Annotated in this window: 19 protein-coding genes; 17 read left to right on the forward strand and 2 right to left on the reverse strand. The window is 51.8% G+C overall.

From position 1 onward, the window contains the following. The first annotated feature begins 548 nt into the window (after nucleotides 1-548). Nucleotides 549-1,232 (forward strand): DUF554 domain-containing protein, encoded by a 684-nt coding sequence (locus C812_RS00580; RefSeq protein WP_016310763.1) that lies wholly within the window; start codon nucleotides 549-551, stop codon nucleotides 1,230-1,232. 332 nt (nucleotides 1,233-1,564) lie between these two features. Here the strand turns inward: C812_RS00580 and C812_RS00585 are convergent, their stop codons facing one another. Further along, complete coding sequence (locus C812_RS00585) at nucleotides 1,565-2,575, reverse strand: LacI family DNA-binding transcriptional regulator (RefSeq protein ID WP_016310764.1); 1,011 nt, start codon at nucleotides 2,573-2,575, stop codon at nucleotides 1,565-1,567. A 252-nt stretch (nucleotides 2,576-2,827) separates the two neighbouring features. Here C812_RS00585 and C812_RS00590 point away from each other — a divergent pair, with 252 nt between their 5' ends. The 14 genes from C812_RS00590 (at nucleotide 2,828) to C812_RS00650 (ending at nucleotide 20,522) form a co-directional block, all read left to right on the forward strand. Beyond that, nucleotides 2,828-4,156 (forward strand): ABC transporter substrate-binding protein, encoded by a 1,329-nt coding sequence (locus tag C812_RS00590; RefSeq protein WP_016310765.1) that lies wholly within the window; start codon nucleotides 2,828-2,830, stop codon nucleotides 4,154-4,156. A 95-nt stretch (nucleotides 4,157-4,251) separates the two neighbouring features. Then, the gene (locus C812_RS00595; protein WP_016310766.1) at nucleotides 4,252-5,238 is read left to right on the forward strand and encodes a carbohydrate ABC transporter permease; all 987 of its coding nucleotides are present in this window, start codon (nucleotides 4,252-4,254) and stop codon (nucleotides 5,236-5,238) included. A 15-nt stretch (nucleotides 5,239-5,253) separates the two neighbouring features. Beyond that, nucleotides 5,254-6,132 carry a carbohydrate ABC transporter permease gene (locus tag C812_RS00600; RefSeq protein WP_016310767.1) on the forward strand — a complete coding sequence of 293 codons (879 nt, stop codon included), beginning with the start codon at nucleotides 5,254-5,256 and terminating at the stop codon, nucleotides 6,130-6,132. Between the two features lie 33 nt (nucleotides 6,133-6,165). Beyond that, nucleotides 6,166-7,260 carry a glycoside hydrolase family 130 protein gene (locus tag C812_RS00605; RefSeq protein WP_016310768.1) on the forward strand — a complete coding sequence of 365 codons (1,095 nt, stop codon included), beginning with the start codon at nucleotides 6,166-6,168 and terminating at the stop codon, nucleotides 7,258-7,260. 18 nt (nucleotides 7,261-7,278) lie between these two features. Beyond that, on the forward strand, nucleotides 7,279-8,229 hold the full coding sequence (locus tag C812_RS00610; protein WP_016310769.1) for an MTP-1 family protein: 951 nt from the start codon (nucleotides 7,279-7,281) through the stop codon (nucleotides 8,227-8,229). 183 nt (nucleotides 8,230-8,412) lie between these two features. Further along, nucleotides 8,413-9,507: a glycosyltransferase gene (locus C812_RS00615; RefSeq protein ID WP_016310770.1), complete on the forward strand. Its 1,095-nt coding sequence runs from the start codon at nucleotides 8,413-8,415 to the stop codon at nucleotides 9,505-9,507. Beyond that, nucleotides 9,504-10,145, forward strand: coding sequence for a glycerol-3-phosphate acyltransferase (locus C812_RS00620; protein ID WP_016310771.1), 642 nt, complete (start codon nucleotides 9,504-9,506; stop codon nucleotides 10,143-10,145). The genes C812_RS00615 and C812_RS00620 overlap by 4 nt, the downstream gene beginning before the upstream one ends. A 102-nt stretch (nucleotides 10,146-10,247) precedes the next feature. Beyond that, complete coding sequence (locus C812_RS22465; RefSeq protein ID WP_009226517.1) at nucleotides 10,248-10,421, forward strand: hypothetical protein; 174 nt, start codon at nucleotides 10,248-10,250, stop codon at nucleotides 10,419-10,421. 151 nt (nucleotides 10,422-10,572) lie between these two features. Further along, complete coding sequence (locus tag C812_RS00625; RefSeq protein ID WP_016310772.1) at nucleotides 10,573-12,288, forward strand: sensor histidine kinase; 1,716 nt, start codon at nucleotides 10,573-10,575, stop codon at nucleotides 12,286-12,288. A 139-nt stretch (nucleotides 12,289-12,427) separates the two neighbouring features. Beyond that, a complete protein-coding gene (locus C812_RS00630) occupies nucleotides 12,428-14,002 on the forward strand; it encodes a response regulator (protein WP_016310773.1) in 1,575 nt (524 codons plus the stop codon). A 490-nt stretch (nucleotides 14,003-14,492) separates the two neighbouring features. Then, nucleotides 14,493-15,413, forward strand: a complete 921-nt coding sequence (locus tag C812_RS00635; protein WP_009226514.1) for an ABC transporter permease — start codon at nucleotides 14,493-14,495, stop codon at nucleotides 15,411-15,413. 95 nt (nucleotides 15,414-15,508) lie between these two features. Then, nucleotides 15,509-16,411 (forward strand): carbohydrate ABC transporter permease, encoded by a 903-nt coding sequence (locus tag C812_RS00640; RefSeq protein WP_036624457.1) that lies wholly within the window; start codon nucleotides 15,509-15,511, stop codon nucleotides 16,409-16,411. A 72-nt stretch (nucleotides 16,412-16,483) separates the two neighbouring features. Further along, the gene (locus tag C812_RS00645; RefSeq protein ID WP_016310774.1) at nucleotides 16,484-18,088 is read left to right on the forward strand and encodes an ABC transporter substrate-binding protein; all 1,605 of its coding nucleotides are present in this window, start codon (nucleotides 16,484-16,486) and stop codon (nucleotides 18,086-18,088) included. Nucleotides 18,089-18,425: 337 nt separating this feature from the next. Then, the gene (locus tag C812_RS00650) at nucleotides 18,426-20,522 is read left to right on the forward strand and encodes a beta-galactosidase (RefSeq protein ID WP_016310775.1); all 2,097 of its coding nucleotides are present in this window, start codon (nucleotides 18,426-18,428) and stop codon (nucleotides 20,520-20,522) included. 74 nt (nucleotides 20,523-20,596) lie between these two features. Here C812_RS00650 and C812_RS00655 read toward each other — a convergent pair whose 3' ends face one another. Next, nucleotides 20,597-21,103 carry a hypothetical protein gene (locus C812_RS00655; RefSeq protein WP_016310776.1) on the reverse strand — a complete coding sequence of 169 codons (507 nt, stop codon included), beginning with the start codon at nucleotides 21,101-21,103 and terminating at the stop codon, nucleotides 20,597-20,599. 387 nt (nucleotides 21,104-21,490) lie between these two features. Between C812_RS00655 and C812_RS00660 the strand changes: the two genes are divergently transcribed. Then, complete coding sequence (locus C812_RS00660) at nucleotides 21,491-22,456, forward strand: glycoside hydrolase family 43 protein (protein WP_016310777.1); 966 nt, start codon at nucleotides 21,491-21,493, stop codon at nucleotides 22,454-22,456. Between the two features lie 286 nt (nucleotides 22,457-22,742). Next, nucleotides 22,743-24,488: an extracellular solute-binding protein gene (locus C812_RS00665; protein WP_016310778.1), complete on the forward strand. Its 1,746-nt coding sequence runs from the start codon at nucleotides 22,743-22,745 to the stop codon at nucleotides 24,486-24,488. Nucleotides 24,489-24,575 lie beyond the last annotated feature (87 nt).

Genomic DNA, 24,575 nt, shown 5'->3' on the forward strand with positions numbered 1-24,575 from the left:
TATAAAGAGTGAAGATAGATGGAGTAACGCTTGGGATAAGTTGAATTCATATCGAATTCATTTATAATATACATGGATCAGCAATTCATGAAAAAGGTGGGTTAGGTTAAATGGTGCATTTCATTAGACTGCGTCATACCGCTTTGAACAAGTAATTTCATATGTTCAAAGGCTCTGTTCACCGGAACAGGGTAAACGGGACCAGTCTGCCCATTTTTCATAACTCTTCAAATTTAGGGATCGAATCGTGATATGAAGGAAGGCGGGAAAGTTCTGCCTTTCTTTTTTTATGCCTGTTAGGGGATATAAGCATGCGTAACTACGCCTTCGGTTCAGGCCAGGGCTTGCCTTTCCCGTTTACTCCGCTTCCGAGATCAATTGAGGAGAAGGAAGGGAAAACATTGATCGGCATTTACACAGCGTGAGGCCACCGAGATCACCATCGATGTGGAGATTCTGGTGGGCATCCAGGAGAGGCGCTAGACGGTTATTCGGCAACACGTTATCATGAATGAGGACAGAACTTATGAACGGATAGGAGCAGGAATATGATCGGAACGATTGTGAACACGGTCGCCATATTGGCGGGGAGTGTGCTTGGCAGCATCTTTAAGAAAGGGCTGAAGGAGACGTATCAGACCGCCCTATTTACCGCCATCGGTCTGGCTGCCACCATGCTTGGCATTAACGCTGCGGTGACCCATATGAAGGACAGCACATTCCCTGTGTTGTTTATCATCAGCCTGGCGGCGGGGAGTCTGGCCGGAACTGCACTGGACATCGACGGGAAATTCCAACGGCTGGTGGGGCGGTTCTCCACCTCGAATTTGGGACAAGGACTGTCGACGGCCATCCTGCTCTTCTGCATTGGCACGTTATCCATCCTTGGGCCGATCGAAAGCGCGCTGCACGGGAATCATACGTACCTGTACATGAACGCCACGCTGGATTTGGTCACCTCCATGGTGCTGGCCTCCAGTTACGGCATCGGAATTGCCCTTACTGCTGTCGTGCTCTTTTTATGGCAGGGGGCCATCTATATGAGCGCTGATTATTTGGCGACATTTCTAACGACTCCATTGCTGACGGAGATCTCCATTGTCGGCGGCGTGCTGATTGCCAGCTCAGGGTTATCGATATTGAAGATCATCGACGCGAAGACGCTAAATATGCTGCCGTCCTTATTGGTGCCGGTGATCTGGTTCTTGCTTAAAGGCTGGTTTGGTTATTGAGGACTCAAGTCGGGTGAGGCGGAAGCAACAAACATCCTCAATGCTAATTAGCTGGAAAAAGTACCGTTAAATTCGACGTAGATGGTCCTTTCGCGCAACGAACAGTAAAACCTGCCGTTAATTTCATCAAAATCGCTGATTTCGTGGAAAAGCACTCAAATTAACTATACATTTTGCTGTTATATCGCCCAAACCTTGCGTTCTCGTCAAGATTAACGGTAGAAATTCCAGTTAGTTTTGATTTCACCTACGGAGAGTGCGTAGCGATCCCATCGTCCACGGATACACAAAAAGGTAGATCAGGGTTATCTCCCTGATCTACCTTTTTTTATTTAAGCTTTCACCGCTGTCGTCGATTCGCGCACGATTAAGCGGGTAGGCAGCAGAATTTCCTGGTACGCTTCGTCCGGATGCTTGATCCGCCACATGAGCTGTTCAAACGCTTTGTGCGCGAACAGGGACAGGTCAACCTCCATCGTCGTGATTTTGGGTGAGGCCATTTGGGAATAATGGCTGTTGTCGAAGCCGCAGATCGAGATCTCGTCAGGGATTTGGTACCCCAGTTGACGCAACGCCAAGCTGACGTAAAACGCAAATCCATCATTCAGGCAGAACCATGCGCTAGGCTGTTTGTCCAAACGGCGTATGGCTTCTGCGATTGTCTCCTCCTCTTCCTGCGTATGCACAAGCATCAGCTCTTTACGCGGCTCCAGGCCGTGCTCTCGCAGGGCAAGCAGATAACCTTCCCAACGCTCTTGATAACTAGGCGACACTGCAACATTGCCCAGGATGCCGATATCCTGATGGCCATAATCCAGCAGATGCTTGACGGCGATATAAGCGCTGAAACGGTTATTGGTCAGAACCGCATCGGTTGAAAGCAGCGGGTGATGGTGGTCGATCAGCACGGTGGGGATGCCTTGCTCAAGCACGTTGCGGATATAAGCCGTACTGATATGCGACAGAATCAGGAGGCCGTCCACTTGCTTCTCTTCAATGAAAGAAGGCAGCTGCAGCCGGTCGCGCATCTCGGGAGTAATCGATTGAATCAGGAGATTGATGCCATGGTTCTTGGCTTCCCGTTCGACCGCAAGATAGATTTCCCCGAAAAACTGCATGGAAAAAGCAAAATCTGAGGCAATAAGTCCGATCGTCTTCACTTGATTTGGGTTGCCGGCCGCAGTCTTCTTATTGTAACGGTAGCCCATGGCTTCCGCTGTTTCGATAATTTTGCGCCGCGTTTCTTCGCTGACTCCGTCTTTGCCGGATAACGCCTGGGAGACAGAGTTTTTAGATATATTTAAGCGATCCGCGATATCCTGCATGGCGACTTTTTTTCGCATGTTAGAATCCCCTCTATGCTACAGCTTATCGTTTTTGTAACGTTACAAAAATAAATATACACGAAAAATGTTGTAATGTAAACGATTGGCGGAGGAAAAGCCTGTTTTTTAGCATTTTACGATTCCGAAATCCTCTCTTGACAGCGTTGTCATTTGGATACATAATAAAAATGTAATCTTGAGTAACGTTACAAAAGAATGTTAGTCATGAAGTTAGTAATTCTATCATCTATCTGGTAGGGGGTCATTCATGTGAAGAAGAAATTTTCCATGGCCATCATCTTGGTTCTTGCAGTTTCCCTGCTGTTGTCGGCCTGCTCCGGCAATAACGGCGGAGGTGCCAGCCAAGGCGATCAGAATGAGAAGGGAGGGCAAAGCGCTGAACCAGGCAAGAAGGTCGAACTGAAGTTGACGACCTGGGCCGGGGCAGACGAAGCGAAAGAGCTGCAGCAGCTTCTTGACGAATTAAATGAGAAATCTACAACGTATACGATTGTGCAAGATTCGAATCCAGCGGAGTACGATACTCGATTAATCACCCAATTAACCGGTGATTCGGGACCGGATTTGTTCTGGATCAGCGCACAGCGTGCGGCCCAGTTCTCGTCGGAAGGCGCGATGCTGGACATTACAGATCGATTGAAGTCCTCTGACAAACCGGCAGCGAACGTAGATGACTATTATGAGTCTTCCCTTCAACCATTTACGCACGATGGGAAGGTTTACGGTCTGCCATGGTTGCAGCAACCGGTGATGCTGTACGTGAATAAGGGTCTGTTCGATGAAGCCGGTGTGGCTTATCCGGATGAAACCTGGACCTGGGAGCAATTTACCGATGCAGCCACGAAGCTGACTAAAGACAAGAACGGCAAACATCCCGGTGAGGATGGGTTTGATGAGAAGTCGGTTGTACAGTGGGGCTTTACATTAAACGGCTGGCCGCCGTCTCAAATGTTCATCTGGCAAAACGGCGGAGACGTCTTAACCGAAGACGGTCAATCGCCAATCGACTCGCCGGAAGCGAAGGAAGCGCTGAACTTCTACTCCGAACTGGTGAAGGGGCCATTGACACCTTCGCAGCAAATTGTGCGCGATCGCGGCTTCGACAAAATGTTCCGCGACGGCCAAGTGGCGATGTTCATGGGCGGGGCAGCCGATGATCTGGATTCCACGGTCGATAACGTGCAAGCTTTTATGGTTCCAGCCGGACCAACCGGCATCCATGCCACCTTTGGCGACATCCTTGGCATGGGCATCAACGTCAATACGAAAAACGCCGATGCAGCTTTCGAAGCTTTGGTGGACCTGAGCGATGCGATCCACCACTGGAAGATCATGCCGCCGCGTAAATCCCTGGCGGACCTGGCGACGCTGCAGGAGCTTCATCCGAAGAAATCACATTCCCTTGAAGCGATTATCAGCTCGATGGAATACGCAAGACCGTATCGCTACTCTGAGAAATATCCGGAATGGGAGAACATTTACTGGACGCAGCTGATGGACCCGATCATCAACGCTGGGACCGACCCGGAGAAGCTGATTCCGGAAGTGAAGCCGCTGCTGGAGAGTGTGATGAAATAATTGAAGGTTCAAGCGAGAAGGACGGGGAGGCATCAGCCTCCTCCCTTTTCTTCATCAAGTGAACGGGTCAACCTGTGCAGAAAGGAGGAAACCGCATGGAAAACCATCTGGCAACATTCATCCGATGGTTGCTAGTCCCTGTTGTCCTGTTAGTCATTGCGAGCGTGCTCTACTTCGTTGTTTCTAAGCTGGGTTGGAAAAAGAAGCAGGCGATCGGTTTAGCACTCGTTTCTCCGTGGATTGTAGGTTTCCTGATTTTTACCGTATATCCTTTGATAGATTCCTTATATTTGAGCTTTACCGAGTCCTCGATCTTCGGCAAGACAGAATGGGTTGGATTCGGCAATTATATCAAGCTGTTTACGAATGATATCGAGTTCTGGCCGTCCATTCGGATTACGCTATTGTACGCCGCCTTGTCGCTGCCCATCGGCGTGATTGGCGCGCTGCTGGTCGCTATGCTGCTGAACAATAAAATCAAGGGGATCGGTACGTACCGGACCATCTACTTCCTTCCGGCGGTCATGCCCGAGGTGGCCGTGGCGCTGCTGTGGAGATGGATGTTTAACAGTGAATCCGGCATTATCAACTACGTTCTATCGCCGCTGTTATCTCTATTTGGCATCGATAAGCCCAATTGGTTTGGCGATCCTCATTACGTGATTGGCGCGTTTGTCATTATGAGCTTGTGGGGGATCTTCGGAACCAATACGGTCGTATTCCTAGCCGGCTTACAAGGTGTTCCCAAAAACCTGTACGAAGCCGCTGAAATCGACGGAGCCGGACGATTGGCCAAGTTTGTACACATCACGATTCCGCAAATTTCGCCGGTGATCCTGCTGCAAGTCATCATGGGGATGATCGGAGCATTGCAGATCTTTACGATTGCGATGTTTGTCCGTCCAACTTCGGCCGCCGGCAAATTTATGAACCAGCTGGTGTACGAACGCGGATTCACGCAGCTGCATATGGGCGAGGCATCGGCCATCGCTTGGGTGTTGTTTATCATCATCCTGGTGTTGACGCTGCTCGTGTTCCGTTCCAGCCCGGCGTGGGTTCACTACGAATCGGAACGGCGCTAATAGGAGGTGTAACACATGGAAAATACTTCGACAGCCCGTACTCAAGCCGTCTCCGGCAGAACGTGGAAATGGGTGAACAAGACGATCATATACGTCATCGTCACGTTCTTAGCTGCCGTTATCCTGGTGCCGTTCTTCTGGATGGTGTCGACCGCCCTGCAAGCGGACGGGGATATCTTCGCCTGGCCGCCGCAATGGATTCCAGATCCGCCGCAATGGCATAACTTCGTGGAAGCGTGGACGGCGATGCCGTTTAACCGCTACTTGTTTAACACGATCTTTATCGTGGTGTTGGGGATCATCGCGGAGTTGATCAGCGCCACGATTGTCGCTTATGGATTTGCGCGGTTTCGTTTTCCTGGAAGCGGCTTGATCTTCCTCGTGCTGCTGGCTACGATGATGCTGCCGTTTCACGTCACGTTGATTCCGACGTTCCTGATCTGGCAGAAGTTTGGCCTGGTCGGCCAATTTGACCCGCTTGTCCTGCGGGCGTGGACGGCTTGGGGACCGTTTTATATATTCCTGCTGCGTCAGTTTTTCATGACCTTGCCGCGGGAGCTGGACGATGCGGCTGAGATGGACGGGTCGAATTTCTTCCAGACTTTCGTTTATATCATGCTGCCGCAGGTGAAGCCGGCGTTGCTGGCTGTCGCGATCTTTGCGTTCCGGGGGTATTGGAACGACTTTCTGGGTCCGCTCATCTACCTGTCGGATATGAAGATGTATACGCTGAATGTCGGGATGTATTTCTTTATGGGCGGCGTGAACGAAGCCCCGCAATGGAATTACCTGATGGCCATGTCCACGCTGGTGGCGCTGCCGGTCATCCTGTTGTTCTTTATGGCCCAGCGTTACTTTATCGAGGGCATTACGTTTACGGGCATGAAAGACTAATCAGTCTGAATTTCGGATAGGAGGAACTGCTAGATGACGATGTTGCAAAAGATAGAGATCAATCGCTCCGTGAACAATCCGCTGATTACGCCGAAGGATGTCAAGCCTACCTTCCCGGATTGGGAAGTACTTGGCGTATTTAACGCTGGCGTAGCTGAATATGAAGGAGAAGTGCTCCTGCTGCTGCGGGTGGCGGAATGCCCTCGGCAGACCGACCCGCGCTATGTGCTTGTACCGGTGGTGGACGTAAACCGCCAGACCCGCGGGGCAGAGCCAGCAGTGGAAATTGTGAGAGTCGACCGGGAAGATCCGAGCTTCGACTTCTCCGACCCTCGGGTGATCCGCGATCAGCAGGGAACCACGGTGTACTTAACGTCCATCTCCCATTTTCGCGTGGCCCGCAGCCGGGACGGCTTGAACTTTACCATCGACGAGACGCCTAGCGTCTGGCCGGAAGACCCGCTGGAACGCTGGGGGATTGAAGATCCGCGGATTACCCAGTTGGGAGATCAATATCATATCACCTACAGCGCCGTTTCTGAACGAGGCGTAGCCGTTGGCCGGTTGACGACCACCGACTTTGTGACGTTCAATCGGGAAGGGGTGATCCTGGCCCCGACGAATAAAGATGTAACCTTGTTCCCCGCAGCAATCGATGGCAAATATTATATGCTTCACCGCCCGGTGCCGGAAGGCCTCGGATTGCCGGAAATCTGGGTGGCCGAGTCGCCGGACCTGGAGCACTGGGGAAATCATCGCTTCCTGATGGGACTGCGCGAAGGAAAATGGGACGGAGCCCGCATCGGCGCGGGTTGTGTGCCGATCCAAACCGAGGCAGGCTGGCTGATTCTGTACCATGGCGCGGATCAGACGCATCGCTACTGCATGGGCGCAGCCTTGCTGGACCTCAACGATCCAGGCCGGGTAATCGCCCGCATGGAGGAACCGCTGATGGTGCCGGAAGCGGAATATGAGACGAGCGGATTTTTCCACAGTGTGATTTTTGCTTGCGGAGCAATCGTCAAGGGAGAACAAGTGATTATGTATTACGGGGCATCGGACGATTCGATGGCCTGCGCGAGCTTCCGCCTCCCGCAGCTGCTGGAAGCTTTGCAACCACTAAGCTAACGGAAAGGGAATCAGATGATGGCAAATTTTCAGAACAGCGGTGTGTTGTCGTGCGAGAAGTTGGTTGAGGCCTACCGGCATAAGGCAAAGGTGAACAAGCCCGGAGAGGCCGTCAAACTGATATTTGAAGGGGTAGGCGAACGGGACGTTTACAATATTTCGGCTCCCTTCGAGGACGAAGGGGAGCTGGTCATTGCCGGACGCGTGGAGCGCCGGGACAGCGAGGAGTCGGAGATTTGGTTTTTTGTTCGCCGCGGCGAGCATTGGGTTCCCCGGGAAGGGGCGCCGGTGTTTGGGCTGCAGGATCCGTTCTTCACTCGCATCGGCGGGGAGCTGATATTCGGCGGGGTGCAGACGTTCCCGCACCCGGAGCTGGAAGGAGCGCTCAGTTGGCGGACGGTATTTTACAAGGGACCTCGTCTTCATCAGTTAGAGCTGTTTTTCCAAGGCCCGGACCAAATGAAGGATTTGCGCCTGGTGGAGCTGTCCGACGGAACCATTGGCGTATTTACCCGTCCGCAGGGGGAGAAAGGGGGCAGAGGGAAAATCGGCTTCGCGAAAGTGGACCGGCTTACGGATCTCTCGCTTGAGGTGGTGCAGGAAGCACCGCTGCTTGAGCAATTCCTTGATGAGGAATGGGGCGGCAGCAACGAAATCCATCTGCTGGCTAACGGCAAGCTGGGGGTGCTGGGCCATATTGCCCGCTTCGATGAACAAGGCGACCGCCATTATTACCCGATGGCCTTCGGGTTTGACCCGGCAACCGGCCAATACACCGATATGGAGATTATCGCCGAACGCGCCGATTTCCTGCCGGGCCCGGCGAAGCGGCCGGATTTGGCTGACGTCGTATTCAGCGGCGGACTTGTCCGTCAAGGCGGCGGCAAAGCGACATTGTATGCGGGAATCAGCGATGCGGAAGCGCAGAGCTTGGTGATCGACGATCCGTTTATTAAATTGGAGCAATAAGATAGGATCTAAGCCTCTCTCGGTTGTCGAGAGGGGTTTTGTTTTTTCGTTGAAAAAATAGGAATTGTCGACTACACTAGCGGTAGTCTCTTCTACTTTTTTGTACATCTCTGCTATTACGAACATAGAATACTCATATACGTCATTTCACTTTATTTCGGCAGCGAAAGAGGTGGGGCAGCAATGGGAATTTGGATCGTATTAGCCATCGGATGGATTGCAGGATGGATCCTGTTTCGGGCGGTTGTTGTTCCCGAACGGGAAGAACCTTATCGCGGAGGAGAGAAGGTGTCGGTAATCATTCCGGCGCGGAATGAAGCCGGGAATTTACCGCATCTGCTGGGTTCGTTGCAAAATCAAACCTATCCTCCCGATGAGATCATTGTGGTGGATGATTTTTCGGACGATGGCACCTATGAGGTCGCCGTTAAATATGGGGTAAACGTAATTCGGAACGACGCGCTGCCTCCCGGATGGACAGGGAAAACCTGGGCGGTCTGGAACGGCTACCGGCAATCCACCGGCAACGTGATCGTCTTCCTGGATGCCGACATTCGATTGGCCCCCCGGGCGCTGGAGTCACTGCTGCAGGCGCGGGCTGAGGCGGGCGGTGTGATTTCCGTTGTACCGTTTCATGTCACGGAGAAGTTTTATGAACGTCTGGCGCTCATTACGAATGTCCTGGGCGTATTTGCGTTCACTTCGCCGTTTGAACTGCGCAGCCGGCAAAAAGGGCTCTACGGCTCCTGCATCGTGACGACACGCCGCGATTACGAGGCGATTCAGGGGCATGACAGCATTCGTGCGGAGCTGCTCGACGATTTGAACCTTGGTGCGAAGTTCCGCGAGGCGGGCATTCGCGTGACCAATTTTCTCGGCAGCGGCCTCGTCTCTTTCCGGATGTACCCGAACGGGATTCGCAGCGAGCTCGAAGGGTTCGGGAAAGGGGCGGTGCTAAGCACAGCCAAGCTCCGGCCTGCAACGACACTGCTGGTTGCGGCGTGGCTTCTGGGGCTTATCGGTTCTGAAAGTGCCTTGTTCCTTTGGAACACGGCCTGGGCTTACCCGCTGCTGATCGGGTATGTGCTGTATGCGGTACAGCTGTACTTTCTGGTGCGCTATGTAGGGAAGTTTGGCATAGGGATGCCCCTGCTTCATGTGTTGTCGACCCTCTTTTTCCTCGTGATCCTGATCTATTCGGCCTATCAAGTGGTGTTTCGGGGATCGGTCACCTGGAAAGGCCGGGACGTACAGGTAGGAAGCAGGGGAGATCGATGATTCTCTGGCTGGCAGCGGTGGAGTTCCTGTGCGGGGCTTTAATGTTTTCCTATTGGCTGGGCAAGGCGGCCCGGAAAGATTTACGGCAGGTTGGCGACGGCAACCCCGGCGCGTTTAATCTGTGGCAGTCTGCCGGTTACCATTGGGGATTGGCGGGCATTCTGCTCGATTTTATGAAGGGATATGTGCCGCTAGTCTTCCTGGTCGAATCGGGGATGCTGGGACGCGATTACGGGATGACGCTGGTTGCGGTCGCCCCGATCCTTGGGCATGCCTTTTCGCCATTCCTTAAATTTAAGGGAGGCAAGGCGATTGCCGTAACCTTCGGCGTGTGGAGCGCCTTAACCCGATTTGAGGCGGCTTTGGCCTATGCGGTGATTCTCGCCGTGCTGCTTGCGGTATTTTCCTGCTATAAGAAGGGAAAATATGCGTCTAGGGAAGCCGACGGCTTCCAAGTTGTCGTTGGCATGGCGATGCTGTCCATTTTTCTGCTGGTTTCCGGCTATTCACTGCCTTTCTGGGGCGTCTGGCTGGTGAATCTGATCGTGCTGACGTATGCCAATCGACAGGCGATTCGGAGCTTTCTGACCGGAAAGGGCGGCAAGCTGCCTCGTTCCGGGGATGGTGTCACACTGTAGCTGCATCGGGCCAGCGTGTTGCTTAAATCTAGCAGCCAAGGTATATTTTGCATGTGAAATAGAAATGCTATAAGCAACCTGAGATGGAAGGAGCAAAGCTGTATGGATGCCACTCTTGAAGCGGATGAAGTTGTCCGCCGAATCAAACGATTGCAGAGTGAAGGCGTTTCGCTGAGCAAGAAGCAAGTGAAGCAGAACGATCCAGAGTTGATGCGCAACGCTTTGTTTTATTTTCCTAGCTGGGAGCATGCGGTAAAGAACGCAGAAAACTTATAATAAACACCCTATCAAACCGATTCGGGTTGGCGAAGTAAAAGCCATGGACCCGGGTCGGTTTTTTTGTTATTTATTTTCTGGACAAGGGCCGATATGATGAATATGAGGCTGAATGTAAGCGATTAAATCGATGAGAAAGCTTGGCGATCCTATGAAAAAATATATTCCCTTCACCTACAAAATGCTGATTCCCTACCTGCTGCTCGTGCTGTTAACGGACGTGATCATCGGCTACGTGTCGTACGCGATGCTGACCGAATCCCGGACGGAGATGGCCGAGACGAACATCCGCACCGGAATGGAGCAGGCCCGGAACAACATTCGCTATCAGATGGACGAGATCCAGCGGATGTCGGATACCTTGTTTGGCAATCTCGCCTTTCAACGGGCGCTGCAGACCAAAGGGGAGCCGTACGACATTTATCTGGTCATGCTGGATGAGATCGTTCCGCAAATTACGGCGCCGCTCAAGCTGTTTGGCAACCACATTCGGCTGATGCTGTATACGCTGAACAGCGATCTGTATATCGTCTCGGGCGATAACTTGGAGGAGCCGATTCACCGCAGTGACTATTACATTCTGCCGTTTGAGGACATTCAGGACAGCGCCTGGTATCAACAGTTTAAAGATTCCGAACGGGATAATATCTGGCTGCAGATCGACACCGATCAGCGGTTGGGGAACATCTCTCATATCCGCCGCCTGGTCTCATATAGCGGGAACATGACCGTGATCGGATATGTCCGCATCACCGCTTCCCTCGACGATTTGTTTGGCGACTTCTCCACGTTTCCTGTCGAGCAGGGGATTACGGTACGCCTGATTGATTCTGCGTCAGACGGGGTCTTGCTCTATCAGCGGGGGAATGCGGAAATGGACGCCCAGCGGGGGAAATATCTGAGTCTGCATGAACCGATTCCCGGCACCGACTTTGTGATTGAGGCGCTGGTTCCGAAGGCGTACTTAACTAAGGATGCAGGCAGGCTGCAGCGGGTGATTTTTACCGTGTGCGGCATCAGCTTTATCGTCATGGCTTTCATTGGGTTTATCGTGGCTCGGCTGTCCGGACGAAAGATGAAACGCATCGTTTGGCTCGTCCGTTCCTTTCAGGAGGGGAACTTCCAGAAGCGGATTCGCTTCTCCGGTAACGATGAGTTTGTACATATTGCCGATGCATTTAACGTGATGGCAGCCAATATTCAGGGGCTGATCAACAGCGTGTACGTGCAGGGCATCCAGAAGAAGCAAGCAGAGCTGGAGGCGTTGCAGGCGCAGATTAACCCGCATTTTCTATACAACACGCTGTCGACAATCAGCAGTTTGGCCAATCTCGGTGAGACCGCCAAGGTCACCGAGATGGTGCAGGGCCTGTCGCGATTTTATCGGCTGACCTTGAATCAAGGGAACGTCTTTACACCTCTGGAACATGAGTTGAAGCAGGTGGAGACATATCTGGGTATTCAGCGGGTCAAATACGCCGGGGCTTTCTCTGTCCACGTCGACGTGGATCCCGAACTGCTGCAGGTGCAAGTGATGAAGCTGATCCTGCAGCCGTTCGTGGAGAATACGTTTAAGCATGCCTGGTTTGGCGAATCGATTGCGATCGTCATTAAAGGGAAGCGGCGGGGCGATGACCTGGAGTTGAAAGTGATCGATAACGGGATTGGGATGAGGCCGGAGACGGTGCAGCGTTTGCTGATTGGTCCAAGCCAATCCGGCGGCTACGGGGTGAAGAACGTCGACGAGCGGATCAAGCTTCGCTACGGAGGCAAATACGGTATTCGCATCGCTAGCATCTATGGCGGAGGGACAACGGTTCAGATCCTGCTTCCGATGAACCCTGGGGAGCTCCCGGCATTGGAATAATTTTTTGGTGATCTCTCAGAGGAAAGTCTGTAAAATCGGTGAATTTGTATAGATTATCATTGCAAACCGATATGTTCAGCGGAACGAGCGATAAGTATGCTCGAGATAAGAAGTAAACTTACGAGAAGGAATGACGGCCATGGAGATTAACGTATTACTTGTCGACGACGAGGCAGTAGACCTCGAGTGGCTGCGCCGCAGAGTGCAGGGCAGCGGAATGAACCTGCAGGTGGCGGCAACCGCCAATAACGGCTTTAATGCGCTTAAGGCGATGGAGCAGGAGCGAATCGATCTGATTCTGTCCGATATCCGCATGCCAATCATGTCAGGCATTGAATTCGCCCGTAAGGCCAAGGAGATTCAGCCAAGTGTCAAAATCGTATTTATCAGCGGGCACGAGGACTTTGAGTACGCCAAGGAAGCGATCAAGATCAGCGCGTCGGCTTATTTGCTGAAGCCTGTGGAAGATCAGGAGCTGTATAAAATGCTGGGTGAGCTCTGTACGGTCATCGAGCGCGAACGGGATCAGGATCGTACATTTACGGAAGCGCTGACGATCGTTAATGAAGAGCTGCTGTTGCGTTGGTTGAACGAGATCTCTCCGGAGCAGGTTGAGGGGCATATTCGCGGGTATTTGCAAACCCTGTTTAGAACAGGAACTGCAGCAGCCCTTGTTGAAATCGACGACCTGGAATGGAAGACCGGGGATTTGCCGGAGGAGGAGCGACGCAAGCAAATTCAGAAGGTGATGGCGTTTATCCAGCATTTTACGACGGAGATGAAGCTGGGCACGTTCATCGTCAGCCAACCGACACGGTTTCTCCTGCTGGCTTCTGTACCGGAAACGGCGTTCCTGGAGCTGCTGGAGGAGCTGATCCGGGCGGTCCGAGGAATCTCCCCCTTCTCCGTGACCGTTGGGGTAGGCAGCTTCGCACGGGATGAAGAAGCGCTGCGGGCGTCCTACCGCCAGGCGCAAGCGGCGCTTAGCGCCAAGTGGCTGGTCGGCAAGGACCGACTGATCCATGAAGCTCGGGTGTATCCGGGCGAAAGCCGATTTGCCAGTGCACGAACGGACGAGATTCTCCGGCGGATGTTAAAGGCGATTCTAGGCTATGATCTCGTAACGATTGACGACTGCTTGCTGGAGCTGTTTTATCAAGGTTCCCCGCTGGCCCAGAAGAACGATGTATACGATCTCATCATCCGCATCACCACCCAGCTGCATGCCGATCTGCGTGAGATCAATGAAAATCTGTATGAGCTGTTGAAGTGGGATACGCACCAGCCGGTGCTGCTGTTCCAGTTCGAGACGATTCATGATATCACGTCTTGGCTGCGGAAACGGTTCTTTGAGTTGTCCGAGCTGTTGTACGTCAAGAAGCAGAAGCAGAAACGCAAGCTGATTCAAGATATTATGGCCTATGTCGAGAGCAATTTGGAGCAAAAAATGACGCTGAAAGACGTCGCCGCCCGCTTCGATTTTACGCCAAACTATCTCGGCTTTTTGTTTAAGGAAGAAACGGGCCGGCATTTCAGCGATTACTTGAACGAGCTGAAGACCAAGCGCATCTGCGAGCTGCTGACCGATCCTACCTTGAAGATTTATGAAATCGCTGAACGGATGGGCTATAGAAATATTATTTATTTCAACCGGCAATTCAAGCAGGCTACCGGGATGACGCCCGGGGAATATCGCAAAACGCATAAGATCTGATAAGGTCCGGGCCGCAATCCCCGCTGCGTTCTTGGCCGGCCACGGCTAACGGACATGACGGACGTTATTGACCTGATGGTGCTCGCATTTCCTTTTTAACGGACAGAGGAGACCTTATTTCGGATATTTTTGAGCAAATTGCTGTCATAGGGCCGCTTTAAGGGTGCTGGAGTCCGTTAGCTTGGGAAATCTCCGGGAAATGAGCCCATAAGGTCATTACGGTCCGTTACGATGCGGGCGCACGAGTCTCGCTGGTCACTGCACACTACACGCCCACTGGTTACTGCTCACCCGACAATGGCGGTGGCCTGCCCCCTTCATTGGTTTCTGACCTCGTCTCTCCGTGATTACGGAGGGCGAGGTCTTTTTTTCTGAATTTTTGGATCATCGTGGAATTTGTATTAGTTTTTGTTGTTTCACTGAATCCCGAATGAAACAGCACTCCTCTATACTGTGAGATAAAGAGACAACCAAGAGGGGAGTTCGAGACATGAAGCGAAGCGGATTCTGGAACGACGTGAAGAAGTATAAGGTTCTGCTGCTCATGCTGACGCCGGCCGTCCTGTTCTTCCTGCTGTTCGCCTATGTGCCGATGGCGGGGATTGTCCTGGCCTTCAAACAATACAACTACACAGGCGGAGTGTTTGGAAGCCCCTGGAATGGGCTGGACAACTTCCGGTTTTTCTTCGACTCCGGGGACGCCTGGCGGGTTACCCGCAATACGGCTTTGTATAACATCGCATTTATTGTGGTGAACAACGCGATCCAAATTTTTGCCGCGATCCTGCTGTTCGAGGTGGCCGGGAAATGGTTCCGCAAAATCACGCAAACGGTGATGTTCCTGCCGTATTTTATCTCCTGGGTCGTCGTTGGTGCAATTGCATATAACCTGTTCAACTACGATTATGGTACGATCAACGTGCTTCTGAATGCGATCGGGCTCGAACCGATTGATATTTACAACACGGCCGCCTATTGGCCGGTGATTCTCGTCGTCGTATCGGCGTGGAAGACGCTTGGTTACGGAACGATCATGTACCTGGCTGCGATCACGAGCATTGATACGGAGATGTATGAAGCCGCCGAGATCGATGGGGCGAACGTCTTTCAACGGATACGCAAAATCACGATTCCAAACCTCTATCCGACGCTCATCATTTTGGTGCTGCTGGCGATCGGGAATATTTTCCGCGGGGACTTCGGCATGTTCTATAACATGGTTGGCAACAACGGCTTACTGTTCTCTTCAACGGATGTCATCGACACCTTCGTGTTCCGGATGCTCACGACCTCGAACGAGATTGGGATGTCCGCCGCGGCGGGATTCTATCAATCGATTTTGGGCTTCGCGACGATTATGCTGGCGAACTATGCCGTGCGGAAATACGATAAGGACCGTGCTTTGTTCTAAACGGTGCGTAAAAAACAACCGCGATGGGGCAACACGAATGAAACGAGTGGAGGTTAACGCTGATGAGTACGATGGCACCCAATCTGCAGCCGGCCATGAAGCCGGCAGCTCCCAAACGCAAACCGATCGACCGTCTGCTGCTGCAGATGATCGGATATGTTGCTTTGACTTTGCTGGCGGTGTTTTGTCTTTTTCCTTTCATTTTGGTCCTATCTTCTTCGCTGACGGACGAGAGTAAGATCATCGAGGACGGGTTCCAGCTGATCCCGGCGTCCTTTTCGCTGGAAGCCTACGGTATTCTGTTCAAGTATCCGCAGGAAATGCTGAAGGCGTATGGCGTGACGATTTCCGTCACTTTGCTGGGCACACTGTTTGGATTGTTTTTGACCTCGATGACGGCCTATGTGTTGGCACGCAAAGATTTTAAATGGCGCAGCCACTTCTCTTTCTTCTTCTTCTTTACGACGCTGTTCAGCGGCGGGCTTGTCCCGTGGTACTTGCTGATCGTGAACTACCTGGATCTGAAGGATACGCTGCTTGTGCTGATTCTGCCGATGCTGATGAACGTCTTCTACATCATTGTGATGAAATCGTTTATGAGCAGCATCCCGGAGGCGATTATCGAATCGGCAAAAATCGACGGGGCGGGCGATTTCCAAATTTATTTGCAATTCGTGATCCCGCTGTCGAAGCCGGCGCTGGCCACCATCGGGCTGTTTATCGCCTTGGGTTACTGGAATGACTGGTATAACGCGCTCTTGTTTATCTCCAATTCCGACCTGATGCCTCTGCAGTATTACTTGTACCGCTTGCTCGGCAACATGGACGGCATGCGCAAGGCGATGATGGCGGCAGGAGCCGTCGTCTCCTCGGACATCCCGACGGAGAGCTTAAAGATGGCGATGACCATCGTAGCCACCGGACCAATCATGATCGCGTATCCGTTCATCCAACGTTATTTTGTGCAAGGCCTAACGATTGGCGCTGTGAAAGGGTGACCTCGGGGCAACCCGGTTATCACATAGAGGAGTTTTTTTTATACCAATTCATTTGTAGGGGGAATAAACGTCATGAAACTGAAGAAGAAAACAACGTTTCTTGTGGCTATGGTGCTGGCGTTAATGACTTTACTGTCCGCTTGCGGCGGCGGGAACAATAACGCAGGCAGCGCCAACACCCCGGACGACGCAGCATCAAATAACGCTGCAGCTTCGAACAATGCGTCGGCCAATACGGCAACCACTGGGGCTGTAGATACGTCCCAAGAAATTACGCTGAAGCTGCTCATGATTGGCAGCAAACCGACAGATTATGATGAGGTATACGGCGAGCTGAACAAGCTGCTGAAAGAGAAAATTAACGCAACTGTGGAGACGGAGTTTTTGGATTGGGCGGACTGGACCCAGAAATACCCGTTGAAATTTGCAGCAAACGAAGATTTTGACATCGCTTACACCGCGAACTGGGCGTTCTATAATGACCAGGTGCTGAAGGGCGGATTCCTTGAGTTGACGGAGGAAATGCTCCAGACTTATGCCCCAATGACCTGGGAAGCAATGCCGCAAGCCTCTTGGGATCAAGCCAAAGTGAACGGCAAGCTGTACATGGTGCCCAACAACAACCAGGAAGTGACGGACAAGGTTGTTCTGATTCGCGAAGACCTGCGTAAAAAGTACAATCTGGAACCGGTGAACAGCCCGGAAACCTACGCCGCTTATCTGAAAGCGATTGGAGCGGGCGAGAAAGGCATCAGCCCATTCGGCGCAAAGCCAGCTGACGGCTGGAAATGGCATGAGCTGGACCAAATTTTGCTGGAACAACAAAATGAATGGAATCTGGTCGATTACAACTTCCCGCTGGCTTACAAATTGGACGATCCGACAGGGAAAGTGTTCAACGTGTACGACACGCCGGAGTTTACCGAACTGATCAAATATTATAAAGACTTGGCGGATAACAACGGTTGGTCGAAGAACATTGTGAGCAACAAAAACGACGTGTTCCAGGACATCAAAGCCGGCAAAACCTCCTCGTATGCGCAAAACTTGGGAACGATCTCCAGCAACGTTGGTGAAATCCGCCGCGACAAGCCGGAGATGGAAGTCACCGTTGCCGACTTGACGCCGGATAAGAAGAAAATCGGAGCGATCTCCACGCAGAACGGGTTGGCGATTCATGCCACGTCTAAAAACGTCGAGCGTTCGCTGATGCTAATCGACCTGCTGCAAAACGATAAAGAAATCCATGATCTGACGATGTACGGCATCGCCGGCAAGCACTACGAGCCGTTGGGTGATGACAAATACAATCCAGGCCCAAGCTTCAACAACTACAACCTGTCGGGCTACTCCGTATGGGGGTGGAACTCACTGCTGAACCGCACCGACGCTTCCTATCCGGAAGAAGGCAACCAAATGCTGGCGGATTGGCAGTCTAAAGTTTATCACTTCCCGCTGGAAACCTTCGTCTTTGACGACACCAAGGTGAAGAACGAAGTCGCAAACGTAGGCAACGTCATGCTGCGCTATGCGATCCCGCTGGAGTACGGCCTGATCAAAGACTTGGAGAAAGGGCAAGCGGACTTGAACAAACAGTTGAAGGCAGCCGGGTTGGATAAGATTCAACAAGAGCTGCAAAGCCAAATCGACGCATTCCTTGCCGCTCAAGGCCAATAAGCAGGCGGGGGTGAAAGGAGGGGACGCCCGTCCCCTCTTTTTCATTCATCGTGACGTTTGAAGGGGCAGGAGAGCGTTTGAGAGTGTGTCGAACTGTAAAAGTACATTTGATTTTGCGAAAAACCCTCTTCATTCGGCGTGTGAAATGCAAAAGTACATTTGATTGGAGACGATGGAGGCTAAAATGGGCGGTTTGCCCTGAAATCAACTGCACTTTTGCAGTTGAAAGGCTTCGAAAAGGGCGATTTGGCGAAAATGGACTGCACTTTTACATTTCGTAGCACGTGAGAAACCAATCTACTTCATTACAGATCAGAAACGGGGAGGAGTAATTTCGATGAGTAGAAGCTCAAAACCGATGAAGTTTCCGCCAATCAGCGACAAACTGCCGGTCTTTATGCACGGTGCCGACTATAACCCTGACCAATGGCTCCATGATCCGCAGGTGCTGGCGGAGGATATCCGGCTGATGAAGCTGGCCCATTGCAATGTGATGTCGGTGGGGATCTTTTCCTGGGCTTCGCTAGAGCCGGAGGAAGGCGTCTACCGGTTTGAATGGCTGGACCGCGTGCTGGACACGTTTGCTGAGAACGGTATCTACGCCTGGTTGGCGACGCCAAGCGGCGCTCGGCCGGCCTGGATGTCAGAGAAGTACCCGGAAGTGCTGCGCGTTGAGAAGAACCGGGTGCGCAACCTCCACGGCATGCGTCATAACCACTGTTTTACGTCCCCAGTCTATCGGGAAAAAGTGACGCAGATGAACACCCGGCTGGCGGAGCGCTATTCCAGTCATCCGGCCGTGGTGGGGTGGCACGTATCCAACGAATACGGCGGGGAATGCCACTGCGACTACTGCCAAGACGCTTTCCGCGACTGGTTGAAACGGAAGTATGGCACGCTCGAAGCGCTCAACCACGCGTGGTGGACGAACTTTTGGAGCCATACGTACACCTCCTGGTCGCAGGTGGAATCCCCGGCACCTCACGGCGAAATGATGGTGCATGGACAGAACCTTGACTGGCGCCGGTTCGTATCCGACCAGACGATCGACTTCTACAAGCATGAGATCAAGCCGCTCAAACAAATCAATCCGGATTTGCCCTGCACAGTAAATATGATGGACCTGTTCTACGGGTTGGATTATCGCGAGTTTGCGAAAGCTGTGGACGTCATTTCCTGGGACGCTTATCCGATGTGGCATGAGGCCGAATCCGATGCGGGGGTTGCTTCCTGGTTTGCATTTAACCACGACTTGTTCCGCTCCTTGAAGCAGAAGCCGTTTATGCTGATGGAGAGCACGCCGTCACTGACGAACTGGCAGCCGGTCAGCAAGCTGAAGCGGCCGGGTATGCACAAGCTGTCCTCGCTGCAAGCAGTGGCCCACGGGTCCGACACAGTCCAATATTTCCAGTGGCGAAAAAGCCGCGGCTCCAGCGAGAAATTCCACGGCGCGGTCATCGACCACGTCGGCCATGAGCACACGCGCGTGTTCGCCGATGTTGCTGCGCTTGGTAAAACACTGTCCGAGTTAACGGAGATCCTCGGTACAACCGTTCCAGCGGAAGCAGCCATCCTGTTTGATTGGGATAACCGCTGGGCGATCAACGACGCCCAAGGGCCACGCAATAAAGGCATCCATTATGAAGAGACCGTCATGCAGCAGTATCGCGCCTTGTGGGAGCTGGGCGTGCCAACGGACATCATCGGCTCGTTTGACGACTTCAGCGGTTACAAACTGCTGGTCGTACCGATGGCATACTTAATCCGGGAAGAAACCGGAGCCAAGCTGGAGCAGTTCGTCAAGGACGGCGGTACCTTGTTCGTCACGTATTGGTCAGGCATTGTCGACGAGAACGACCTGTGCCATCTGACCGGCTTCCCGGGACCGCTGCGCAAGGCGGTTGGAGTATGGGCAGAGGAAATCGACGGCCTGCATGACCATGACCGTAACGCGTTGATTCTGGAAGACGGGAATCCGCTAGGCTTCAGCGGGACCTATGAGATTCATGAGCTGTGCGAGCATATCCATGCGGAAGGCTCCAAGGTCCTTGGCGTCTACCGCGACGATTTTTACGCAGGGAAGCCGGCCTTAACGCTAAACGAGCTGGGCCAAGGCAAAGCTTACTATTTGGCCGCCCGCGTCAGCGATCCCGCCTTCTACGAGGCGTTTTACGGCAAGCTCGTTCAAGATGCCGGCGTGCGCCGGGCGCTGGATACCGACCTGCCGGCGGGAGTGACTGCCCAGCTGCGCACGGACGGTCAGCACGATTACGTCTTCGTGCAAAATTTCTCCGGCCGCGCCGTTCGCGTCGAGCTCGACCGCAGGAGCTATACAGACGCCGAAACCGGCTTGACCGTAAGCGGCACAATCGAGCTGCCGGTCAACGGAATCGCGATATTGAAGCGGGAGGCTGTTCTTCAATCATCGTTATAATAATAAAACCCTATTTTCCATATACGCGGAAAGTAGGGTTTTATTTATGGCTTATGCACTAGGACAGCTGGAGCCTATTTTTCGGAAATCAATTTCATGAAGACTTGGACATTAAAGTCGTCATATTGCACCAGCCATCGCTCGTTTACGAAAGTCATCATCAACTCGCCTTCTAACGGAACTCGGTTGCTTTCGCGGCCTTCCGAGTTTGTCAGTAGTAGATTTACAGTGTATTCGATGGTGACATTGTTCTCGTCTTGCGCTTTAATGCGGGTTTGCAAATCATCAGGTTTGATGGACAGCTGCGTATCCGCAGCAACTCTTAAAGGTAAAATGGTGATTCGATTGTTAACCTGTTTTTCGTAAAACGATTCCGTTAAAAAAGGTTTGATCGCTTCGTTTCGCTTCTGAATGGATTCGGCAGACAACAGATCCTCAGTAAAGTCAACTTTATATTCGGTCGTTTTATAGGCTTCGGCTGTTTTCATCGCATCATCAGTTTTAGGCTGGGGTTCATTACAACCAGTGATGAGCAATAGGAAGCATGCCAGTATACTTATTAACCACGGGAGTTTTTGCATTAAATTCCCCCCTTTTTTTGCTCATATTAAATAAAATTTCCATAATTAATAATAAACATTCTGCTTGGTGTTGTCAAATTAGGCTCGAAAATATTACTTTAATAGTTATTCGCTATTATTCTATTTAATCTCTGTAGAATAATATTTTAGTAGAAAAACGTTTAATCCGGATTAGCGTTTTTTAACTTAAGAACATGCTTAACAAAAAGCTTATGTCACTCAAGGATGTGCGGACATAAGCTTTTTTTTTTGCTTCTCCCCAAAATGTAAACGTTGACATTCGTTGGATAACCGATTATTGTGATGAAAACGAAGTAAAATGTTTGGAATAAAACAATACTTTGTTATTACTTTGAAATGAATCTCGTAATACTTAGGAGGGGAACGATGGGGAATCAAACGTTTGTAAATCCAATCCTGTCAAACGGTGCGGACCCTTGGGTCGTTCGGCATCCCGCTGGAAGCTACTACATGATGGTGACCCTGGGCGACCGCATCGCCCTTTGGTACAGTCCAACCTTGAGCGGACTTGGCCATGTCCAACCGAGGACCGTGTGGACGCCTGAGCCCAACGGCCCTTATTCTTACAACCTATGGGCGCCGGAACTGCACTTCATCAATGGGTGCTGGTACATCTACTATACGGCGAACGACGGCGGCGGGGACGACACGCGACGCGTTTGTGTGCTTGAATTGGCGGGCGATGATCCGATGAACAACGAGTGGCAGTTTAAAGCTGTGGTGAACACGGAGTTTGCAGGGTTGGACGGAACCGTCATTCAACATCAGGGGGAACTGTATTTCTTTTATTCTGGGTATGGCCATTTCCCGGATTACGGTTCAGCGATTTACGCGGCTCGAATGGCCAATCCTTGGACATTAGCCGGTCCGAACGTATTGATTACTGCTCCGACGGAGCCGTGGGAGAAGCAAGGCGGGATGGCGATTAACGAAGGCCCGGTTTTGTTGCGGCGCAACGGCTGGATCTTCCTTGTCTTCTCGGCCAGCGCGACGTGGTCGGACGATTACGGTCTCGGCATGGCGCGGATCCCGGAGACCGCAGATCTGCTGGATGCGAAGTCCTGGATCAAGGAAGAAGGCCCGGTCTTTGCCAAAAATCCTTCCGCTGGAGTGTATGCGCCGGGACATAACAGCTTTACCGTATCTCCCGACGGCTCCGAGGACTGGATCGTCTACCATGCCTATGATTACTCGGAAGCAGAGCGGCCTCGCTCCGCTGGATCTCCCCGCAGCACAAGACTCCAAAAATTTGGTTGGCAAGCCAACGGGATGCCGGATTTTGGGGTTCCTGTCGGCACGGGCATGCCCATTCTGCGGCCTGCCGGAGAATAAAGGGCGCGATATTAATTACAGTTTTTTTGAAACTAATAGTTTATTTTGAAACATCAAGTTATTTTATTAAAAAAATCGTGATCTTCTTAAATGAAAGCGTTGACATCCCATCAAGCGCGGATTATAATCAACGCAAAGATACAAAATTATTGTAATAAAACAATAATATAATTTTTGGATGAGAGATTTGATGACAGAGGGGGTTGAACCAATCCGAAAAGGGCGATGAGTGCAAGCGGAACTATCGGGGGTTGTTGCTTTTGAAATCATTAATCGGGAGGTTCATATGAATAACAAGTCCAAACGTATTTTAAGTTTTCTGTTTGTTTTTATTCTTGCAGTCTCCATGATTACAGCTTGCAGCGGCGGCGGTTCAAACAAGGCGGACAACAGCAATAACACCAGCGAGAATACGGCGGAAGAACAACAGAAGGTTGAAACCACGTTTACCGACATCAGTCAGGATATTCGCGGGAACACATCACCAACTCCAGAGCAAATTAACGAAGTGAATACGACGCTGAATGATACGTATTTGGGTGATATTTTTGACGAGAAGATTCCAAACGACTACTCTGCTTATCCCTTCAAGGAAGAAGTGACGCTGGATGTCTGGATGCCGGCGAATCGCAACATTCCGGATATGAACAATCATGCGATCCAGAAGCAAGTAGAGAAACTGACGGGGATTAAAGTCAACTTCATCACTCCGCCGGTAGGACAGGAAGCGGACGCCTTTACCTTGATGATGTCCTCCGGAGATTTACCGGACATTATCATCGAGCCTGGCCGGTACCCTGGTGGCTTCGAGGCAGGCGTGAACGATGGGGCGTATTTGGATCTGACTGATTTGATGGAGAAATATGCTCCGAACTATTCGGCTTGGCGCAACTCCGATGAGACAAGAAGAAAAACGACGGTCACCGACAGCGGCAGACTGCTCGGCTTCTACGGCATTGCTCCTTACTCGGAGTGGATGTGGTTCGGGATGCTGATCAAGCAGGAGGCGCTCGATAAGATAGGGCTTCCAATACCGGAAACGATTGACGAATGGCATACCTTCTTGACCAAAGCGAAGGAAGTGGGATACAGCGAGCCGCTGAACTATGGATCCAACTATGGTCAGATCTTTACCGGGATCTTAAACGGAGCGTATGGCGTATGGGATTGGACCTTCCTGGACAGCAATGGCAAAGTCGCCTGGGGTCCGGCACAACCCAAGGCCAAGGAATACCTCGCCATGATGCAGCAATGGAACAAAGAAGGGCTGCTCAACAAAGACTGGGCGACAGCGGACTTCAACCAAAGAATGGCCAGCGCCATTTCCGACAAAACCGCAGTCATGATGGACTCGCCGGACACGATGTGGAGCTACTGGAAGGAACAAAATGATATCGATTTTGTGGGAGCGCTGAACCCTGTGCTGAACAAGGGCGATAAATCTGCAACCACGTACAAGAACTTTAAACGGACAGGTACGGAAGCTGCCATCACGACCCAGTGTGATAACGTTGAAGCGGCCATGGCCTGGTTGGATTTCGCCTACACCAAGAAAGGCTGGGAGATCTATAACTACGGCGAATACGGCACGGTGCACCTGATTGATGAGAGCGGCAAGCCTTATTATCCGGAAAACAGCTATATGTACAACGACCCGGATGGACAGCCGGTAGCGGTAGCGCTTGATAAATATCGCAGACATATCTGGCCGGACATTCGCGACGAGCATAACTCCAACCCGCTGATCGTAGCGAAAGGCAGCTATTCCGGCGAAATTCGGAAATATTGGACCGAGAACATGGATACGAGCGCGGCGATGCCTCCGATTTCGTTTACGAAGGAGGAAGCTTCACGGGAGGCCGAGCTGGGGAACCAGTTGTCTACGCTCCGGGGTGAATATTTTGCCAAAATCATTAAAGGCGAGTTGCCGGTAGATGCGTACGACAAGTTCTTGGAAGAAGCGAAGAAGATGGGGCTGGACGAATTCCTGAGCATTCATCAGGCGGCATTGGATCGTTACAACAGCAGATAATCGCCGTTTGGCCTAAAGATTAAGCAGGTAATAACGAGGGTGACCGGGCTGGTTGAAGCTTGGGCCCCTCGTTATTGTTTCAGAGAA

Source organism: Paenibacillus barengoltzii G22 (assembly GCF_000403375.2).
Lineage (GTDB): Bacteria > Bacillota > Bacilli > Paenibacillales > Paenibacillaceae > Fontibacillus > Fontibacillus barengoltzii.

Bases quoted from the DNA above. Each gene is read 5' to 3' on its own strand.
- C812_RS00620 (WP_016310771.1), top strand. From the start codon at position 9,504: ATGATTCTCTGGCTGGCAGCGGTGGAGTTCCTGTGCGGGGCTTTAATG.
- C812_RS00645 (WP_016310774.1), top strand. From the start codon at position 16,484: ATGAAACTGAAGAAGAAAACAACGTTTCTTGTGGCTATGGTGCTGGCG.
- C812_RS00635 (WP_009226514.1), top strand. From the start codon at position 14,493: ATGAAGCGAAGCGGATTCTGGAACGACGTGAAGAAGTATAAGGTTCTG.
- C812_RS00595 (WP_016310766.1), top strand. From the start codon at position 4,252: ATGGAAAACCATCTGGCAACATTCATCCGATGGTTGCTAGTCCCTGTT.
- C812_RS00615 (WP_016310770.1), top strand. From the start codon at position 8,413: ATGGGAATTTGGATCGTATTAGCCATCGGATGGATTGCAGGATGGATC.
- C812_RS00655 (WP_016310776.1), bottom strand. From the start codon at position 21,103: ATGCAAAAACTCCCGTGGTTAATAAGTATACTGGCATGCTTCCTATTG.
- C812_RS00600 (WP_016310767.1), top strand. From the start codon at position 5,254: ATGGAAAATACTTCGACAGCCCGTACTCAAGCCGTCTCCGGCAGAACG.
- C812_RS00625 (WP_016310772.1), top strand. From the start codon at position 10,573: ATGAAAAAATATATTCCCTTCACCTACAAAATGCTGATTCCCTACCTG.
- C812_RS00650 (WP_016310775.1), top strand. From the start codon at position 18,426: ATGAGTAGAAGCTCAAAACCGATGAAGTTTCCGCCAATCAGCGACAAA.
- C812_RS00580 (WP_016310763.1), top strand. From the start codon at position 549: ATGATCGGAACGATTGTGAACACGGTCGCCATATTGGCGGGGAGTGTG.
- C812_RS22465 (WP_009226517.1), top strand. From the start codon at position 10,248: ATGGATGCCACTCTTGAAGCGGATGAAGTTGTCCGCCGAATCAAACGA.
- C812_RS00610 (WP_016310769.1), top strand. From the start codon at position 7,279: ATGGCAAATTTTCAGAACAGCGGTGTGTTGTCGTGCGAGAAGTTGGTT.
- C812_RS00605 (WP_016310768.1), top strand. From the start codon at position 6,166: ATGACGATGTTGCAAAAGATAGAGATCAATCGCTCCGTGAACAATCCG.
- C812_RS00585 (WP_016310764.1), bottom strand. From the start codon at position 2,575: ATGCGAAAAAAAGTCGCCATGCAGGATATCGCGGATCGCTTAAATATA.
- C812_RS00630 (WP_016310773.1), top strand. From the start codon at position 12,428: ATGGAGATTAACGTATTACTTGTCGACGACGAGGCAGTAGACCTCGAG.
- C812_RS00660 (WP_016310777.1), top strand. From the start codon at position 21,491: ATGGGGAATCAAACGTTTGTAAATCCAATCCTGTCAAACGGTGCGGAC.
- C812_RS00640 (WP_036624457.1), top strand. From the start codon at position 15,509: ATGAAGCCGGCAGCTCCCAAACGCAAACCGATCGACCGTCTGCTGCTG.
- C812_RS00665 (WP_016310778.1), top strand. From the start codon at position 22,743: ATGAATAACAAGTCCAAACGTATTTTAAGTTTTCTGTTTGTTTTTATT.